19 protein-coding genes are annotated in these 17,016 nt (G+C 55.4%); 10 read left to right on the top strand and 9 right to left on the bottom strand.

Translation table 11 applies throughout. The annotated features are described in order from the left end of the window. Positions 1-14: 14 nt before the first annotated feature. The 7 genes from C5Y96_RS11310 (at position 15) to thiL (ending at position 7,458) form a co-directional block, all read left to right on the top strand. Positions 15-500, top strand: coding sequence for a 6-pyruvoyl trahydropterin synthase family protein (locus C5Y96_RS11310; protein WP_105353175.1), 486 nt, complete (start codon positions 15-17; stop codon positions 498-500). A 229-nt stretch (positions 501-729) separates the two neighbouring features. Continuing rightward, positions 730-1,248 carry a chemotaxis protein CheX gene (locus C5Y96_RS11315; RefSeq protein ID WP_233198917.1) on the top strand — a complete coding sequence of 173 codons (519 nt, stop codon included), beginning with the start codon at positions 730-732 and terminating at the stop codon, positions 1,246-1,248. A 296-nt stretch (positions 1,249-1,544) separates the two neighbouring features. After that, on the top strand, positions 1,545-2,570 hold the full coding sequence (fliG, locus tag C5Y96_RS11320) for a flagellar motor switch protein FliG (protein WP_105353177.1): 1,026 nt from the start codon (positions 1,545-1,547) through the stop codon (positions 2,568-2,570). Positions 2,571-3,146: 576 nt separating this feature from the next. Next, positions 3,147-3,920: a 3-ketoacyl-ACP reductase gene (locus C5Y96_RS11325; RefSeq protein ID WP_105353179.1), complete on the top strand. Its 774-nt coding sequence runs from the start codon at positions 3,147-3,149 to the stop codon at positions 3,918-3,920. A gap of 234 nt (positions 3,921-4,154) precedes the next feature. Further along, positions 4,155-4,715, top strand: coding sequence for a hypothetical protein (locus C5Y96_RS11330; protein ID WP_105353181.1), 561 nt, complete (start codon positions 4,155-4,157; stop codon positions 4,713-4,715). Positions 4,716-5,053: 338 nt separating this feature from the next. Then, positions 5,054-6,421, top strand: coding sequence for a S1C family serine protease (locus C5Y96_RS11335; RefSeq protein WP_233198918.1), 1,368 nt, complete (start codon positions 5,054-5,056; stop codon positions 6,419-6,421). A 119-nt stretch (positions 6,422-6,540) separates the two neighbouring features. Then, on the top strand, positions 6,541-7,458 hold the full coding sequence (gene thiL, locus C5Y96_RS11340; protein ID WP_158261184.1) for a thiamine-phosphate kinase: 918 nt from the start codon (positions 6,541-6,543) through the stop codon (positions 7,456-7,458). Between the two features lie 59 nt (positions 7,459-7,517). Here thiL and C5Y96_RS11345 read toward each other — a convergent pair whose 3' ends face one another. The 3 genes from C5Y96_RS11345 to C5Y96_RS11355 all read right to left on the bottom strand — a co-directional run bounded on the left by C5Y96_RS11345 (position 7,518) and on the right by C5Y96_RS11355 (position 10,092). Further along, a complete protein-coding gene (locus C5Y96_RS11345) occupies positions 7,518-7,832 on the bottom strand; it encodes a hypothetical protein (protein WP_105353185.1) in 315 nt (104 codons plus the stop codon). Between the two features lie 88 nt (positions 7,833-7,920). Further along, positions 7,921-8,769, bottom strand: coding sequence for a DUF1559 domain-containing protein (locus C5Y96_RS11350; protein ID WP_105353186.1), 849 nt, complete (start codon positions 8,767-8,769; stop codon positions 7,921-7,923). Positions 8,770-8,832: 63 nt separating this feature from the next. Beyond that, complete coding sequence (locus C5Y96_RS11355; RefSeq protein ID WP_146115626.1) at positions 8,833-10,092, bottom strand: hypothetical protein; 1,260 nt, start codon at positions 10,090-10,092, stop codon at positions 8,833-8,835. Positions 10,093-10,504: 412 nt separating this feature from the next. Between C5Y96_RS11355 and C5Y96_RS11365 the strand changes: the two genes are divergently transcribed. Genes C5Y96_RS11365 through C5Y96_RS11375 form a run of 3 tightly spaced genes read left to right on the top strand, consistent with a single transcriptional unit; the run spans position 10,505 to position 11,615 of the window. Further along, a complete protein-coding gene (locus tag C5Y96_RS11365; protein ID WP_105353189.1) occupies positions 10,505-10,720 on the top strand; it encodes a hypothetical protein in 216 nt (71 codons plus the stop codon). Between the two features lie 13 nt (positions 10,721-10,733). Continuing rightward, the gene (gene tsaE / locus C5Y96_RS11370; protein ID WP_105353190.1) at positions 10,734-11,204 is read left to right on the top strand and encodes a tRNA (adenosine(37)-N6)-threonylcarbamoyltransferase complex ATPase subunit type 1 TsaE; all 471 of its coding nucleotides are present in this window, start codon (positions 10,734-10,736) and stop codon (positions 11,202-11,204) included. A 36-nt stretch (positions 11,205-11,240) separates the two neighbouring features. Continuing rightward, the gene (locus C5Y96_RS11375) at positions 11,241-11,615 is read left to right on the top strand and encodes a hypothetical protein (protein WP_105353191.1); all 375 of its coding nucleotides are present in this window, start codon (positions 11,241-11,243) and stop codon (positions 11,613-11,615) included. Here C5Y96_RS11375 and C5Y96_RS11380 read toward each other — a convergent pair. The 6 genes from C5Y96_RS11380 to hslV form a co-directional block, all read right to left on the bottom strand. Further along, positions 11,578-12,264: a hypothetical protein gene (locus C5Y96_RS11380; protein ID WP_146115627.1), complete on the bottom strand. Its 687-nt coding sequence runs from the start codon at positions 12,262-12,264 to the stop codon at positions 11,578-11,580. The two genes, C5Y96_RS11375 and C5Y96_RS11380, sit on opposite strands and share 38 nt — an antisense overlap. A gap of 236 nt (positions 12,265-12,500) precedes the next feature. Further along, positions 12,501-12,989 carry a hypothetical protein gene (locus tag C5Y96_RS11385; protein WP_146115628.1) on the bottom strand — a complete coding sequence of 163 codons (489 nt, stop codon included), beginning with the start codon at positions 12,987-12,989 and terminating at the stop codon, positions 12,501-12,503. Between the two features lie 165 nt (positions 12,990-13,154). Next, the gene (locus tag C5Y96_RS11390; protein WP_105353196.1) at positions 13,155-14,213 is read right to left on the bottom strand and encodes a DUF1559 domain-containing protein; all 1,059 of its coding nucleotides are present in this window, start codon (positions 14,211-14,213) and stop codon (positions 13,155-13,157) included. A 476-nt stretch (positions 14,214-14,689) separates the two neighbouring features. Beyond that, positions 14,690-15,028 carry a YciI family protein gene (locus tag C5Y96_RS11395; RefSeq protein WP_233198919.1) on the bottom strand — a complete coding sequence of 113 codons (339 nt, stop codon included), beginning with the start codon at positions 15,026-15,028 and terminating at the stop codon, positions 14,690-14,692. A gap of 46 nt (positions 15,029-15,074) precedes the next feature. Continuing rightward, positions 15,075-16,418, bottom strand: a complete 1,344-nt coding sequence (gene hslU / locus C5Y96_RS11400) for an ATP-dependent protease ATPase subunit HslU (protein WP_105353200.1) — start codon at positions 16,416-16,418, stop codon at positions 15,075-15,077. Further along, complete coding sequence (hslV, locus tag C5Y96_RS11405; protein ID WP_105353202.1) at positions 16,418-16,957, bottom strand: ATP-dependent protease subunit HslV; 540 nt, start codon at positions 16,955-16,957, stop codon at positions 16,418-16,420. The genes hslU and hslV overlap by 1 nt, the downstream gene beginning before the upstream one ends. Between the last annotated feature and the right edge of the window lie 59 nt (positions 16,958-17,016).

Genomic DNA, 17,016 nt, shown 5'->3' on the forward strand with positions numbered 1-17,016 from the left:
GGGAGCCCCCGCTCATGCCTGTCCGTCATTGGGTCAAGCTAACCAAAGATCACCTCGTCTTCAGTGCCGGGCACTTCATCACGTTCGGCGGCAATATCTGCGAGCGAATCCACGGGCACAACTACCGCGTCGAGGTCGAACTGCACGGCCCCTTGGACGATAATCACTATGTGGTCGATTTCATCGCACTGCGCGACTCGCTGCAAGAGATCGTCACCGGGCTCGACCACCGGATGCTGCTGCCCACCAGGCACCCGGCGATCCACGTGACCAGCGACGCCCAGGAAGTGACCGCCACGTTCGAGGAACGCCGGTGGGTCTTTCCCAAAGAGGAATGCATTCTGCTGGACATCCCTAACACGACCACCGAGCTGCTGGCCCAGTGGATCGGCCAGCAGCTACTGGCCACGCTTCAGCAGAAGCTTGAGTGGAAACCCGAAGTCTTGCGTGTTGGCGTTGACGAAAATTACGGTCAGTGGGGTTACTGCGAATTCTCCTAGGCCCAGGTGCCGGCAAAATCGCCCCAATCGTTACCAGGCAACCTGCATAAACGTGCCCAACCGTAAGACAATTCACCGAATGGGGACATGAAGTCCATAAAACGGCACAAACCGTTTGTACGGTAAGAATTTTGGTTTGACCGACCGGGACCGCGTTCTATTTTTTGAAGTCTTCCAAGCCAGGAAGGCTTCACGCTTGGCGTTGAAGTCGTAGCCAGGAATGACATCCATGTCGCTTCAACGTCGCCACCTAGCCATCGGTGCTCACATGCAGGTCGAATACATCAATCCGTTCATCCGCTCCACGCTTGTCACCTTCGACACCATGTTGGGCTGTACCATCAAACGAGACAAGCTGTGCATGGCCGACCAGGTCAGTGACAAGTACGAGATCAGCGGTGTGATCGGCCTTTCCGGTCGTGCCCAAGGCTCGGTCGTCGTGAGCCTGTCGCGAGAAGTCGCCATCCAGGGTGCCGCCGCGATGCTGATGATGGAACCCAGTGAATTCGACGGCCTGAACGAAGACGTCATCGATGCCGTCGGCGAAATCGCCAACATGGTCGCTGGCTCGGCCAAAGCAGAACTCGAAGAACTGAACCTCTCGATCAGCCTGCCCAACGTCGTGCTGGGGCACCCTCCCGACATTCGCTTCCCTTCGCAGGTGAAGCCCATCGCCGTGACGTTCGCTTGCCCCTGGGGCCCGATGGCTCTGAAAGTTGGCTTCACGCCTGTGCACGCGATGATCTAAAGGGTCATCCAATTCCAACCGTTCCTTCGCCAGGCGAAGGAACTCTACTGGCGGCCAGAACACGCGTTCTCGTCGCCATTTGCGTTTCTTGACAGCAGACCAGCCTCGCTAGCACTAACCAGCCGTCCAAATTTCGCTAATCGTCAAAGTCGAACATGTCGATAAACGAGGATGACCGGTTGTGTTCATGCGTAGGATGGGCCGCGACCCAGCAAAACACCACAACCGATTCACCACCGCTGGGTCTCGACCCAGCCTACGACATTAAGCCTTAGCCGTTAACGCTTTCCGCAGCCATGAGCAAACGCGATCCCAGCCAGCACTTCTCGAATCCTTCGCTCCGCAAGGCAGCGATTATTTTGATGTCGTTGCCTGAGGATGAAGCGGCCAAGCTGATGGGGAAGCTGACGCCCAAGCAGGTCGAACTGGTCTGCATCGAGATCGCTCAGCTCGACAATCTCGACGGAAAAGAACAAGAAACGGCCATTCTCGCGTTCGCCGAACAAAACCCCAACCAACTCGGTGGCGGCGGCGGCGGGATCAGCCTGGCCAAGTCGCTCGTTACCAAGGCCCTGGGGAAGAACGCCACCGAAACGCTCGATAACGTTCGCCAGTCGGTCGAATCGGTTCCCTTCGGCTTCCTGCGGAAAGTCGATAGCCAGAACCTGCTCACCTTCATTGTGGACGAGCACCCTCAGACCATCGCTTTGATTCTTTCGCATCTGCCAGCATCGTACGGGGCAGAGCTGATCGCCGGTCTGCCAGCGGAACGCCAGCTATCGGTCATCCGCCGGATTGCCAACATGGGGCAAACCAACCCCGAGGTGATCCGCGAGGTCGAACGCGGCCTGGAAGATCGAATGGCCAGCGTGATGAGCCAGTCGTTTGAAAACGCAGGCGGTATCCCCAGCGTGGCCGAGATCCTCAACGTGACCGATCGCAGCACCGGCAAGGCCTTGCTCGAAAACCTCTCGCAGGAAGACCCCGACCTGGTCGAAGAAATCCGCCGCTTGATGTTCGTCTTCGACGACATCCAGAAGCTGATGGACAAAGACATTCAGGCGGTGCTCAAGAACGTCGAGACCTCGCAGTGGGCGATGGCCCTCAAAGGTGCCAGCCAAGACCTGCGCGACAAAGTGGTCGGCAACATGTCCAAGCGAGCCGGCGAAATGCTGCTGGAAGAAATGGACTTCCTCGGATCGGTCAAACTATCGGAAGTCGAAGCGGTTCAACAGCAGATCGTCGACATCGTCCGCCGCCTGGAAGACGCCGGCGAAATCCAACTGAGTGCCAACGACGAAGAAGAGATGATGATCCAGTAATAGACTGGTAGTCGACAACGACGTTGATCTTAATTCCCCCATCAGCCCCAAGGGGCGACCGTCAAGCGCCGATCGACGGCCAACTTCCCACTTCAGGCCCCATCTGACCAATTCGCCAATGCTTAGCTACCAAAAAAATTTTCTAAATCGGTCGTGACACGGTCCTTGGGATTTCGTATTTACTCCCCCGTCGCTGAAACAACGGCGACGAGGTCACAGGAAACGGACATCGGAAGTCCTTTGTCACTTGGTAGTTTGCGGGAACTGCCTGCCCCCCTCCTGGGCTGAAGCTCATGCTTGTCAAGGTATACGGCTACTGGGTCGGCCGTCTTGGCAAGTGCTTCACAGAGGGCTTCCGGTTAGACCTCTGGAGCTTGGGTCATTTGCTCCAGAGGTCGCCTCCACCGACGCGGCGAGCGATTCACGAAGAATCCTCGCCGCGTTTTTTTATGCCTGGTGGAAGCGGAGAAGGGCGAAGCCGCGTTCGTGCCTGCTTCCCCTTGCGTTGACAGCACCCGCCGCCCTACCTAGCTTGAAGACTGCCGCTGAAGTTTCTTTCTCCTGAGAGTAAGCCCCATGTCGAAACGTGTTGCGATTGTCACTGGCAGCTCCCGTGGTATTGGCCGGGCCATTGCCGAGCAGTTGGCCGCCGATGGATACTGCGTCACGGTGAACTATAACTCGAACCCCGATGCCGCCATGCACGTCGTGGCTGGCATCGAAGACGCCGGGGGCGAGGCGATCGCCGTGCAGGCCAATGTTTCCTCCGAGCAGGGACGATCACAACTCATTCAAGACACACTGGCTAAATGGAATCGCCTGGATGTGCTGGTCAACAATGCTGGCATCACCTCGCCAGGGCGGCTCGATATTCTGGAAGCCACTTCGGAAAACTGGGACCTGGTGCTGGGCACGAACCTGAAGGGACCGTTCTTCCTGACGCAAGATGCCGCCAAGTGCATGCTAGCGGAAATTGAAGACGGCACGATTCCGCGCGGCAAGATCATCAACCTGTCGTCGCTTTCGTCGTACGCGAGCAGCCCGAACCGGGCCGACTACTGTATCGCCAAGGCAGGGCTCGCGATGATGACCCAGCTCTTCGCCGATCGGCTGGGGAACGAAAACATCCAGGTCTTCGAGGTCTGCCCTGGCGTGATCGCCACCGACATGACCGGCCCGGTGAAAGAGAAATACGACAAACAGATCGCCGAAGGGCTCACCCCCATCAAACGCTGGGGCCAGCCGGAAGACGTCGCCAAGGCCGTCTCGGCCATCTGTGCCGACTACTTCCCCTTCAGCACCGGCCAACGCATCGATGTCGACGGAGGCTTCCACCTCCGTCGGTTGTAATCTCTCCGCCAAGTCCCCTAGCTACCCGTTGCCACCACTTCAAACGCCCACATTGATACACCGCAGGGTACCAGCTTCGCCATCTCCCCGCAGGGACGAGGGGACAAGACTCACAACTGGTAAACTTTGCCGATTACGCAAAAGATTCCAATCGCACACACCGATACATGAGAATGCACTCCTCTATCGTAGGAGTCCGTTCGTTAACACGGTCTGCCACTGGATCCTTGGGCAATGCGGTTGAATTGGAAGCTGGCTCTCGTTCTCACCTTTGCGTTGCTGCTGTCAGGCGGCTGCGTATCGGTGCGCTACGACGATGCCCAGTTCCCCACGCCAGCTATGCCGATTGCCTGCGATACGACCTACGCGGAAGAACCACCCACGCTAGCAGCTCCCAAAGCGGAACCGGCAACGATCATGGACGAGTTCTGCCCGCCCAGCTTCATGGCCGGCTTCAACTTTCATCATCGCTGGAAGACCTGGCTGCACAGCAAAGAGCACACACCGTCGGTAGCCCCGGTAATTCCGCCCCACTCGAAGTTCCACCCGGTCCCCACGCGACCGGTCTTCGCGCAGCCGGTGACCTCCTACGACGACATCCCGCGTCCGCTGCCGACCAAGGTTGGCAAGCCGATACCGATTCCGCCACCAACCGGCATCCCGCCTGATGTCATGGACCAGGAAGCCAATATTCCCAAGGCCCTGGAAGAAGATCTCCGCATCGCGCGTCCTCTTTCGCTGGAAGGCCCCGTGCGTCCGATTCCCAACAACTGGGAAACGGACGAGCAGGACTAGCACACGCTCTGACCGAACCCCCTGCCAGCGTCACTTGGCCTGGTTCTCTTGCCCGAACCGATCATCCCATTGGCGTGCTCCGATCCGATCCGCGAAATGCTTGCTGTGCATGTTCCCCTAAACCGCATAGTTAGCGCATGAAGCACAATCTCGGTGGCAAACTAGGTTGACTCTACGGCCCAACCCGAGAGGGATGAAGCAAGGTAGCCGTGTGTTCCGATGACACCTTTCGGCCCGCTAATCCATCTCTCCGCCTGTCATAAGCAATGATCGGAGCTGCGGTGCTATCAATATTTGGTATCTGAAGACGCTCCGGGTTGCCGAAAGACGAGAGATCTATGCGTTCACCCTCCTTGAATATGCTCGCCGTTCGTCTTTGCTCGCTTTTGCTTGCGACGATGGTGTGTTATTCACCGGTCTTCTCCGGGCCATCTGCCAATGCCACTGAACTTCGCATGACGCCCATTGTCAAAGCGGTTCAGGCGGCCAAGGACTCCATCGTCAACATTCACGGCCACAAGACGGTCTCGACCGTTAGTGCTGTTGGTGGCGATACTCCACGCCAGGTAAACGGCATGGGAACCGGCGTGATCATCGATCGCCGTGGTTTCATTGTCACCAACCATCACGTGGTCGACGGCGTCCGTCGCATTCAAGTGACGTTCAATGACGGCGAAACGCTGATTGCCCGCCTGATTGCTCACGACCTGACGACCGACCTGGCCGTCATCAAGGTCGATGCCCATAAAGATCTTCCTTGCATCAACATTGGCAAGTCGACCGACCTGATGCCCGGCGAAACGGTCATCGCGGTGGGTAACGCCTACGGATACGAAAACTCGGTCACTCGCGGCATCATCAGTGCTCTGCACCGCAGCGTTCAAGTCACCGAGAACCAGAAGTACGACGACCTCATTCAAACCGATGCCAGCATCAACCCCGGCAACTCTGGCGGGCCGCTGCTGAACATCGACGGCCAGATGATCGGCATCAACGTGGCCGTTCGCGTCGGTGCCCAGGGCATTGGCTTCGCCATCCCGGTCGATAACGTCATGGAAATCTCTTCCCGCATGATGTCGACCGAACGCATGAGCGATCAGTCGCACGGCATTCGCGGCAAGACCATGTGGGAAGGGGACGTCGCCACGTTCAAAGTCACCGGCGTCGAAAAGGACAGCCCTGCCGACGCAGCCGGCCTGCGAATCGGCGATACGCTGACCAAGATCGGCCAACAGAAGATCCAACGTCAACTGGACGTCGAACTGGCTCTCTTGAATCGCACGCTCAACGAAGAGGTGACTCTGGAAGTCGACCGAGCTGGCGAAACTGGCAAGCAGTTGGCCATCGTCACCAAGAGCGTCAGCGGAGCGACCAACGTTTCCGACCTCGCCTGGCGAACGATGGGTGTCCGCGTGAAGCCGATGCCAGAGAACGACTTCGCTCAGCTTTCCAGCCGATACCGTGGCGGCCTGCAGGTCACCGCCGTGCGTGCTGGCAGCCCAGCCGAAGTCGAAGGGATCCAGATCGGCGACATCCTGGTCGGCATGCACGACTGGGAAACGATCTCGTACGAGAACCTCGACTACATCCTGAAGAACAAGTCGGTGACCACTCGCGGTGCGATTCGCTTCTACATCCTGCGAGAACGCGACACCCTGTACGGCGACATCAGCCTCGCCGCCATCCAACAGGTATCACAGCGATAAGACTCACTCGCTGCGACAGGAAAAGCCTCTGGTCCCTGAGGGGTGAGGGGCTCTCTCTCGCCGCACCGCCCAACTATAATTCACAGGCAAACAAGTAACTCCTGTGAAAGTCTCTGCTCGTGGAACAAGCGTTCCTCAAATACCTGGCCACCCAGCAGCAAACGCTCTCGCCTGACAGCATTGGCATCGGTGACGACGCGGCGGTGCTTTCATGGCAAGCCGATCAGAAGCTGGTCGTCTGCACCGACCTGATCTCGGACGAGACCGACTTCCACCTGGCCGACGTCACCCCGCAGCAGATCGGCCGCAAGGCGTTGGCCATCAATCTCAGCGACATCGCAGCGATGGCCTGCGAGCCCGTAGGAGCGCTGGTGACGCTGCTGCTTCCCCAAGGCGAGACTTCACTCGACCTGGCCAAGGGAATCTACGAGGGAGCCGCCCAGCTAGGGCAGACGTACGGCTGCCCGATCCTCGGTGGCGATACCAACAGTTGGCCCGGCAAGTTGGCCGTCAGCGTCACGGTGCTTGGCCGCTGCCCCGTCGGCACACCCCTGCTGCGTTCCGGTGCCCAGCCAGGGGACGCGATCTTCGTCACCGGTACCCTCGGTGGTAGCATCCTGGGGGATCATATCAGCTTCCATCCTCGCATCCGCGAAGCGATCCGCCTTCGCGAGATCTGCGGGCTGACCGCAGGCATGGACATCAGCGACGGCATCTCGATCGACCTCCCCCGGCTGTGCGAGCGTAGCGGCGTCGGGGCCGAGATCGACGTACGACTCCTTCCTATTTCAGACGCCGCCCGGCAAATGAGCCAAACCACCGGCAAGCCACCGTGGTGGCATGCCCTGAACGACGGCGAAGATTTTGAACTGCTATTCACTGTCCCTGCGGCTGAAGCCGACTCGTTGCAAGCCCAATGGACGGAAGCAACGCGCGTGACAAAAATAGGAACCATGCAACCAGGCACCAAACTGTACCTGCTGGACGAATCGGGCCAGCGGCTGCCCCTCAAGCCTGAAGGTTTTTCGCACAAGTAACCAGCAAGCGATCAGCCAAGTCACTACCAGGAACCTGGCAACAATCGACATGATGTCAACTACTTGGCACCGTTGGACGCGAGGCCTTTCTTTACGGTAGCCGACAGGCGTTTGGCAAATTGCTTGATTTGCCGCTCATCGGTCATCGTAGGAAGTTGTTGGGCGGATGCGGCTTCTCCCATCAGGCCGGCATTTTCAAGCCCGATCGTCAATTCAACCAAGGTCTCTTCTTCGAATCTGCCCGTTTCCGCAATCTCGTCGATCGCAGCAACCAATTGATCCGATGAGAGGCCATCTGGTACGGCCGGAGTCTGGCTAGACGTACAACCGAGAACCAAGGCGAGCATCACGAACATGAATAATCGAATAAGCATCTTCAGGTTTCCTAAATCTGTTTGTCTTCTTTAACAACGCCCATGCCGCGTCAACTTCAAGCGGCGCGGGCGCACTGTTTGTCTTCGCTTAGAATTCGCCCAGGACGTTGCCGTCACTGATCGAGCCGAGATTGCGGTAGGTGGTACCGTCGATCGTCTCGCTCAGAAAGTGAGCCGAACCATCCCCGAACAGAAATATCGCTCCGCCAGGATGGGCACTGGTAAAGTTGAAGGAACCTGCCGCACCGTTGATCGAGTAATAACCAGAAGACACGATTGCGTTGTTCAAGTAGTACTCACTGCTGGTGCTGCCGCCAATCCAAAGCGTTCCTTTCTTTTGCGTCCAACCGGACTTCAACAGGGTGCTGCGTTCACCGACCATGGCAACATTGCTCAAACCGTCGGTCATATCTCGGAACTTAACAAAGGAATTGTCGTAGAAAGTCCCGTTGGCACCGCTTCCCTTCAGATAGTGAGCACCACCGACACCGGTATAGTTCGACTTGCCATAGTCATGCAGGTGACTGTTCAGTCCACCGGAAGGATCTGAAGGGCAGATGAACGCATCCACGACCGTTTTCGCGAAAGGATCCATGGCGGTGATATTGAACCAGGCCTGCTTGTAAGCACCGGCCGCCTTCATCTCGTCGTACAGGGCCGACTGTTCGACAAACGGCAACAGGAACGTTCCCCAGCCCATGTAGTTGTTGCTGCTACCCACATCAATCCAACCAGCCGGCAGTGACTGGAAGGTGTCGTGGTAGTTGTGCATCGCCAATCCCAATTGCTTCAGGTTGTTGTTGCACTGGGTACGGCGAGCCGCCTCGCGAGCCTGTTGCACGGCCGGCAGAAGCAAGGCAATAAGAACGCCGATAATCGCAATGACTACCAACAGTTCCACCAAGGTAAACGCCGATTTCTTTTTAGTGACTTTCATTGCTCTCTTCTAAAACGTAGTAACTGAAAGTGATAAACGCTTTACAAATCCGCCGAATCATTGCTATGCCAAAGGCAACGCCTGAGAAAAGATCTGGTCGTCACCATCTATTTCTGCCGCCTCGACGCGCAGGTACGTGTGTTTTCCCAGCACGGCCGAACCCTCTGGTAAACTCCAATGGCAAACCTGGCCCGACTGCTCGTGCAGTCTCCCCTTGGCAGATACGACGCGAATCTTACATGGCGTAGAGACTTCAACTCGAAGTTGCCCGTTGGTTATTTCCAAGCGAGTCAATTTGATCCGCCCCTTGAGCGAAGCGTAGAAATTGCCATTGCGATACGCTCTCAAGCAGGCCGCCGGCAGATCCTTCGCTGGCGTCTTGGCATCGACCAAAAGGACGTTTTGCCCACGGAAATCCGGATCCGAATTATGAGCATGATCGGAAACCGCAAAGCCGTAGCAGCGACGCCCGCTGGCCAGAATGGTGTCCCACTCTGATAGCGACCATCCTTTGCCGTTTAGCATCTCGGCCGTATTGTTCCAGATCTCGATTCCTAAAACGCGGGGATCAAAATCAAGCAAAGCAAGCAATTGTTCATGCGAAGTGCCGCTCCAGGTTGGATGATTGATCGTCACGCCGCCGCCGTCGGCAAACTGAAGATCCGCGAACATTCTTGTAAAAGCTTCTTTCCAAGGCATGCCGGTTCCCATCTTGTAGCCATACTTATTGAGCATGTACTTGCTACGAGCATCGAATGTGCCGCTGCAGAACTCGGAACCGACCGCATTGAAATGACCATTTGAATCGGTCATCGAGTGATGTTCAGCATTGGGGCAGATCACGACATCGGATGGAATCTGCGTGAAGCAAGGTCCCCCGACTTCAAATGGAATCGTTTCCTGCAACGACACCGGCAGTTTGTCGTACCAACCCAACTTGGGATCTTGAATGATTTCGTTCCAGCGAAACTGGCGATAAACGTAGCCTTCGCCTGGGATGGTGCAGAAATCTTGGCCAACATTGTATTGGCCAATTCGCTCGTCTGGCTTGCAAGGAGCGGAAGGATAGTAGTTGGAGATCGCCAAGTGCCGAAGCCCTCGGCGGCAAAGCATGTCAAGCGAACGCTGAGACCGGCAATGGGCGTGCGTAACCCCGCCAATCGCCTCAACGGAATCCCAATCGATATCAGCGTAGGGTGTCCGCGTTTGCGTGGTTGAATCATCGCCCCATGCATAGCCACCGGACAGCAACGCCATGCTTGCCAGGGGGGTTACCGAAAGAAAACTGCGTCGCGACGGCGAAATCGAGGAACGTTTTGGCATGAAGTTCATCGCTAGGGGAGGGAGTGCGAAACGCAAGAAGCACAATGACTTCTCAAGTCCATTCGATCCGTTAAGCAAGCCACAAACAAACGATTGCAACGCACGAATCAAGGGGCGCGCCGATCGAAATCAACACCCCTGGCTTAATCAACAAATTTGACTTCCAGTCATCAGCACGTGAACGTACAAGGTAACCATTGCCATTATTTCGTCCAGCCAGAACGAACGCATTCATCGAACATTAATGCCATTGTCACGTGATATCATTATTTCACCCCACAACGACAAAGAAGAAACCATTGAAAACTAATGAAATAAATCCATGACCGGTCAGACAGTAAAATAGACAAGGCATTTCACGATGCCTGGCCATTTCACGTAATCGACGAATGCGTCGTGTGACCATGGACAATTGCCGAAAGGAGAAGGCCCCGAGATCGACAACGGCGAAGATTTTGAACTGCTATTCACTGTCCCTGCGGCAGAAGCCGACCCGTTGCAAGCCCAATGGACGGAAGCAACGCGAGTGACAAAAATAGGAACCATGCAACCAGGCACCAAAATGTACCTGCTGGACGAATCGGGCCAGCGGCTGCCCCTCAAGCCTGAAGGTTTTTCGCACCGTTAATTAGCAAGCCGCCATGAGCACCATTACCTGGGAAGCCACCAGCGAAGACGATACCGCCAAGCTCGGAAGCATTCTGGCCGATGCCATCCCGCCAGGCACCGTCGTGGCCTTAAACGGCACGCTGGGTGCCGGCAAAACGCGGTTGGTCAAAGCGATGGCCGATAAGCTGGGCATCCCGGCCGAAGATGTCATTAGCCCGACGTTCGTCATCATGCAGCGCTACTTTGGCGGCAAAACACTCTACCACTTCGACGTCTACCGCATCAAAGACGACGACGAGTTCCTGGAACTCGGCCCGGAAGAATACTTCGACTCCGAAGGGATCACCCTTTTGGAATGGGCCGACCGCGTCGTCAACTGCCTGCCCCACGATTACCTGCGGATCGATATCGAAGTGCTGGGAGAAACGGCCCGGCAGTTCACGATCTCGTCCGTCGGGGCCGACTTGGAAAACGTTCCGCTGCTGGTGAAGGACGCGCTGTAATTCTTTCGCCAAATCCGATAGACCAAGGATTGGGCCATGAACCGCTCTGAACTCTTGCCTGCCTCGCTGAACTTCGTGGAAGAAAGCCACGCCGAGGCCACCGGGCGGTACCAAGGCTTCGGGCAAGACTTCTTCTCGGAGCTATACAACCAACTTCCGAGCCTTGCCAGGTCGTTCACGTTCTATCGCAACACCGATGGAACTGACGACCTGTGGGCCATCTGCCAGCAAGGTCCCATCCAGTTCGGCGTGCAGCTCGACCCGGACATCGAGGTGATTTGCGTTTGGGACAAGACAACGCACGAGGAAATCGGCACCTGGCAGCCGCAACCGATTCCATACGCGATTGATTGGATCAAGTGCCGCCGGCCAATTAATCTTCCGCAGAGATCAGATAACGAACGGCAATAAACGTCCTTTCATGCCATTTCGCTCTCTTTGTCCCCAAAGGCATGTCCGGGGCAATCAAAGTCAACGTCTTACTGTTGCTAACCCAATTCCACTTTTCGGTTCCCTTGTCGTCGGCCGTAAAGTCGAGTGGAACAACGGCAGGACGTTCCAGGTCAATATACAGGTAGCCTGTGCAAATCTTTCCCGACAAAGAATCCGAGAAAGAAAACGTGAAACCGCGCTGATCGCTTGTGACTTCACCCACCGCATGAATGGCGATCCAGTGCCCACCTTTGCTGTTCCATTCATACTTGTCATCCTTCTTGTTATGCTCGGCAGCCATGGCGCGAACACTCAGCAAAGGATGGAAGCCCCGGTCGATCGATGCGGACATCAAAGCGTGGCAACGCTTGACAAACTCTTCAGGCGACTCGTCATCTTCGCGGTTAAGGTAGGTGCCCGAGACGCTGGGCGTTTGATTTTGCGGCCATATCTTTTGCAACATTTGCAGCAAATCGACGTCAGCGACTCCGTTCTCTTTGGTGTAAGCCGCTCTCCGCGCGCCGTACGGAATGGATTCTCCGTCGCCAAAATCGTTGATGAAGGACTGGGCCTGATCCTGAAGACTATCCCCTTCGAGCAAGGCCAACACTTTGGCATTTTTTGCCATCGATAGACTATTGACGACAGCACAAGGCCCGCACCCGTTTGGCCCGATTTCAGCCTGGCCGATCACTTGGGCATTAGCAACTTGGGCAGCCAAAGCCAAGCAGAGGCACATAAAAGGCAACTTCGTCACTCGATTGAGAAACCAATTTAGAGCGATCATGCTTAGTGGCTATGTCACACATAAAATGAAAAGAAGGGGATGAACCTCAAAACCAAGCGGTCTTATGCTGCCAAGCATCACCGCTCAAGACTAAAATCGAAATGGTTTTTACCACGTTGAACCGTGACCGATAACTCAGAAGAATCTACGGCTGCATACTTTTCAGGAATCAAGAAAACCGTTTTCCCTGGTTTTTGGAGAGGAGCAAGAGGATCGAGATTCTGCATGCTGTCGTAGTCAATCTCGTTTCCTTTCTCATCGACCTCAATGGTTTTCGAGATCAACACCACGTACTCGCCCTCTAAGGCACCATCTCGATCGGCATTCAAGGTGAAAAGCTGAAAACTTCCATTCGCTAACGTTATCCCAGATGCAGTCTTGCCTTCCATTTTGGGCTTAAAGATAACCATGGCGCCTCCCACTTCTTTTCCATCGATTGTCACTGTTCCCGTTACTGGCTGAACATCTAACCCCGAGGAGGAACATCCAGTGAGATGAACAAGACAAATAAATCCGACTAGAAGCGGAAAAGCAATTCTCCCTTTTGATCCTACGAATGATTTCATCACTGCTCATGCCCTGTTAATTATTTGGAGAAATATACAAATCGCGTGAATGGTTTGCCTTCAAATCTGAACTTGAACTGAGACGTGCAACAAAACAGAGACCTTTGGCTCTGCTTTGTCACAACGAAATTCTCATATCGGGCAAAGTTATGCGAAAAGCAATCCCTACAAAGCAGGAATTGTTTCTCCGCCAGAAATAGAGCCAAGTGATCCAATCACTCCAAAGCTGCTTCCGCCGCCAGCTGGTGGTGCTGAAGCCATGGATAGTGTCGGATCTCCTGCATCGATCGTATTCGAGATGAACGTAACTGATCCGTCACCGAATGCCACCATAGCACCGCCTGGGTGGTAGCTTGACAAAGGATAGCCAGCAAAGTTGTGTTCGCCGGACCCCCAACCTAAACAAGAGGGAGAATTGGGAGGGGCTGTGGTTGTTATCGAACTGTAAAGAAAGGTCCCGTCACCCCATCGGCGACCACTAAAGTCCCAAGCCGTTCCCGTGGCTTGGAATTGTTTGGGGTTATTAGGATCTAAGTTCGCAATACAGCCTGCAGGCTTGTCAGCCCGAAGATAAGTACCCGTCTTGGCGTTACGTCCATCGCCTGGCGCACAGATGGCACGTTCCCCAAGAAGAATGCTGTTACTCAAGCCGTCGGTAAAGTCACGGAATTTTAATGGATCTCGGAAACGGAACGCCCCACGATAATATTGGATGTAGTCCGCTCTAGCATAGTCAACAATTCTGTCGCCGATATTTGCCCTGTAGCTCAGCCCACCTGGCTGAGCTACATCTTCCCGTGAGCCTTCAGGATCAGAGGGACACGTGCGAACTTCAAATCGAGTTACCCACGGCTTATAGTTCGTATCCCATGGAACTGCAGGTCCGGAACTATAGTTTGTTGTTCCGTTCACAGAAGCAGCCGTTCCACCGGCCTTGATCATTTCCGAAATGTTCTTTTGTTCCATAAATGGAAGAAGATAGACAATCCAACTGACCCGATTTTGAAGTCCAGAGCCTAGTGCCGGCAATTCGCTGTACGTGTCGTGATGCATGTGTGCGGCAAGTGCCCATTGCTTGAGATGGTTCGTGCACTGAGCTCTTCGCGCTGCCTCTCTGGCTTGTTGCACCGCTGGCAACAACAGAGCAACAAGTACACCGATGATTGCTATCACAACAAGCAATTCTACAAGTGTAAACGCGTACCGATTTCGAGATAAGAACATTGATTAATTGCCTTGTATTTGAGAAAGAAAAGGAAATAAAACAAGACGACCACTGCCTGCAAAACACCCAAAGGAAGTACTTTACGGACTATTAAATAAATATGCAAAAAAACGCATGGAGGGTCAATAGAATGCGAAAAGAAAAATTGCATTTCGGGCAAAGTATACAAGGAGAAGGCGAAAAATGAGATGGAAAGGCACTATAGAAAACTCAACCCCACTAGAGAGTCGTCCATTGTGGGTCAGTGACTTCCGGTGCAATTCTTTGTGTCGACTTCAGCCGGATTTGCCTCAAACGAAGTTGCCTTGGCGGCGTTTGATCATGCTCATCACCGTTTCGACTTGGCTTATTTGGCGGTTGGTGTTGGCGTCGAAGCGAAGCTATATCAGTCGGCGGTAACGACCACTCGCTGGTTTTTCGGTTTTCAGGAGGTTGTGAAACGACCTCTAGCAGGGTGCATAGCAATGCTCCGACCTTACGACTCGGAATCAAACCCGAATACTCGCAGCTCTTGATCACAGCGACACGCTTTCGCGATACGTGCGGCCCAGGCGATCGCCTCCTCACGTGATGGCACTTCGAGTACCAGAAAACCACCGTTGAGCGGAGGTGCCCACGTATAGCCTCCCTTAGTGACGGAGCCATCGGCCGATACGAGAACAGGCGTCACGCTTTCATCAACGCCACCGCCGAAAACGTAGACGCCTGCTTCCTTCGCCTCGCGAACAACGGCATGCGAGTCGTGACTGACCGCTTCCATCTCGCTGTCAGGTACCTTCATGGCAGCACTGGGGAATGAAATGAGATACTTCACGATGATCTTCTTTCCCTTAGAATTCCGCGGCTTTAACGCGACACACCTACAAAATAAACCGGCTCAGGTCCTCATCCTTGCTCACGTCATCCAGCCGCTGCTTCACGTACGCGGCGTTGATCTCGACCGTGCTGTATTTCATGTCAGGGGCCTCGAAGCTCAGCTCTTCCAACAGGCGCTCCATGATCGTGTATAGCCGCCGGGCTCCGATGTTTTGCGTCGTTTGATTGATCTGAAACGCGTACGAGGCGATCTCTTCCAGGGCGTCACTCGTGAAGCGCACGGCCACTTCTTCCGTCTTCATCAGTTCGACGTATTGCCGCGTGAGGGACGACTTCGGTTCAGTCAGAATCCGCACGAAATCTTCCTTGGTCAAGTCCGATAGTTCGACGCGGATCGGGAAGCGGCCTTGCAGTTCTGGCATCAGGTCGCTGGGGCTTACCTTGTGAAACGCACCGGCGGCGACGAACATCACGTGATCGGTGTTCACGTAGCCATACTTTGTCTGGACGGTCGTGCCTTCCACGATCGGCAGCAGGTCGCGCTGCACCCCTTGGCGGGAAACGTCAGCCCCGGCTTTCCCTTCGCCAGCGACAATCTTGTCGATCTCGTCCAGGAAGATCATTCCCAGGTTCTCGGCCAGTTCGATTGCCGCTTCGTAAATCCGTTCCTTATCGAGCAGCGCCTCCGTTTCCTGTTCGATCAGCACGGTGCGAGCCTGGGTCACGGTCATTTCGCGGCGGGTCGTATTCTTAGGCATGATCTTTTCCAGCATCCCTTGCAGATCCATGTCCATCTGCTCCATGCCCATCCCGCCGATCATCACCGGCGTCCCCTTTTGCTCGACGGTTAGTTCGACCGTGCGGTCTTCCAACTGGCCCGATTCCAGCATCTCTTTCATCCGCTGGCGCGAACGCTCGTGCTTCTCTTGCTCGTCCGCTTCGCCGGTCGAAAGGGCAGGGCGGGGAGAGATCAACTGATCGAGCAGCCGCCGCTGAGCCCGCTGGTGGGCTTCCTCTTTCACCGCTTCGCGCTCGGTCTCGCGCACAATGCCGATTGCGTTCTCGACCAGATCGCGGACCATGCTTTCGACATCGCGGCCGTAGTACCCCACCTCGGTGAACTTGGTTGCTTCGACCTTGATAAACGGAGCCCCGGTCAGCTTCGCCAGGCGGCGGGCTATCTCGGTCTTCCCCACGCCGGTCGGGCCGATCATCATAATATTCTTCGGCGAAACTTCCTGCTGCAGTTCTTTGGGCAGGTGCTTGCGCCGCCATCGATTACGCACCGCGATGGCGACGGCCCGCTTCGCTTCGTTCTGCCCAACGATATCGGCATCAAGCATTTTCACAATTTCGCGCGGCGTGAGTTCCTGATTAGCTTGTGACATTAGTCCATCTCCACGCGATGAATTTTGATGTTATCGTTCGTGTAAATGTCGATCGCCGCGGCGATCAGCAAACTTTCGCGGACGATCTCTTCGGCCGACAGATCGCTATGCTTGACCAGCGCCTTGGCCGCCGCGGTGGCGTAGTTGCCCCCTGAGCCAATCCCCAGAATGCCGTCGGTCGGTTGAATGACATCGCCGGTGCCAGAGAGCAGCAGCGTCTGATTCGCATCGACCACCACCATCAGCGCCTCCAACCGCCGCATCGCCCGATCGGTGCGCCACTGCTTGGCCAGTTCGGTCGCAGCCTTGGGGACGTTGCCGGGAAAATCTTTGAGGAACGACTCGAAGCGTTCCATCAGCGCGAACGCATCGGCCGTGGAGCCTGCGAAACCGCACCACACTTTCCCGCCCAGCAGAGGCCGGATCTTCGACGCGTCCGATTTCATTACGCTGGTGTTCATGGTAACTTGGCCATCGCCGCCGATAGCGACTTCACCTTTGTGGCGCACGGCCAGAATGGTCGTCGAACGAATTCGCATGAGGGTGTCCTCGCGAGCTTTCTATGCAATTGCTAGGCTAAAGGTCTTGGCTTTGTATT

The sequence above is a fragment of the Blastopirellula marina genome (assembly GCF_002967715.1).
Classification (GTDB): Bacteria; Planctomycetota; Planctomycetia; order Pirellulales; family Pirellulaceae; genus Bremerella; species Bremerella marina_B.

Bases quoted from the DNA above. Each gene is read 5' to 3' on its own strand.
- C5Y96_RS11310 (WP_105353175.1), top strand. From the start codon at position 15: ATGCCTGTCCGTCATTGGGTCAAGCTAACCAAAGATCACCTCGTCTTC.
- C5Y96_RS11315 (WP_233198917.1), top strand. From the start codon at position 730: ATGTCGCTTCAACGTCGCCACCTAGCCATCGGTGCTCACATGCAGGTC.
- fliG (WP_105353177.1), top strand. From the start codon at position 1,545: ATGAGCAAACGCGATCCCAGCCAGCACTTCTCGAATCCTTCGCTCCGC.
- C5Y96_RS11325 (WP_105353179.1), top strand. From the start codon at position 3,147: ATGTCGAAACGTGTTGCGATTGTCACTGGCAGCTCCCGTGGTATTGGC.
- C5Y96_RS11330 (WP_105353181.1), top strand. From the start codon at position 4,155: ATGCGGTTGAATTGGAAGCTGGCTCTCGTTCTCACCTTTGCGTTGCTG.
- C5Y96_RS11335 (WP_233198918.1), top strand. From the start codon at position 5,054: ATGCGTTCACCCTCCTTGAATATGCTCGCCGTTCGTCTTTGCTCGCTT.
- C5Y96_RS11345 (WP_105353185.1), bottom strand. From the start codon at position 7,832: ATGCTTATTCGATTATTCATGTTCGTGATGCTCGCCTTGGTTCTCGGT.
- C5Y96_RS11350 (WP_105353186.1), bottom strand. From the start codon at position 8,769: ATGAAAGTCACTAAAAAGAAATCGGCGTTTACCTTGGTGGAACTGTTG.
- C5Y96_RS11355 (WP_146115626.1), bottom strand. From the start codon at position 10,092: ATGCCAAAACGTTCCTCGATTTCGCCGTCGCGACGCAGTTTTCTTTCG.
- tsaE (WP_105353190.1), top strand. From the start codon at position 10,734: ATGAGCACCATTACCTGGGAAGCCACCAGCGAAGACGATACCGCCAAG.
- C5Y96_RS11375 (WP_105353191.1), top strand. From the start codon at position 11,241: ATGAACCGCTCTGAACTCTTGCCTGCCTCGCTGAACTTCGTGGAAGAA.
- C5Y96_RS11380 (WP_146115627.1), bottom strand. From the start codon at position 12,264: ATGGCAAAAAATGCCAAAGTGTTGGCCTTGCTCGAAGGGGATAGTCTT.
- C5Y96_RS11385 (WP_146115628.1), bottom strand. From the start codon at position 12,989: ATGAAATCATTCGTAGGATCAAAAGGGAGAATTGCTTTTCCGCTTCTA.
- C5Y96_RS11390 (WP_105353196.1), bottom strand. From the start codon at position 14,213: ATGTTCTTATCTCGAAATCGGTACGCGTTTACACTTGTAGAATTGCTT.
- hslU (WP_105353200.1), bottom strand. From the start codon at position 16,418: ATGTCACAAGCTAATCAGGAACTCACGCCGCGCGAAATTGTGAAAATG.
- hslV (WP_105353202.1), bottom strand. From the start codon at position 16,957: ATGCGAATTCGTTCGACGACCATTCTGGCCGTGCGCCACAAAGGTGAA.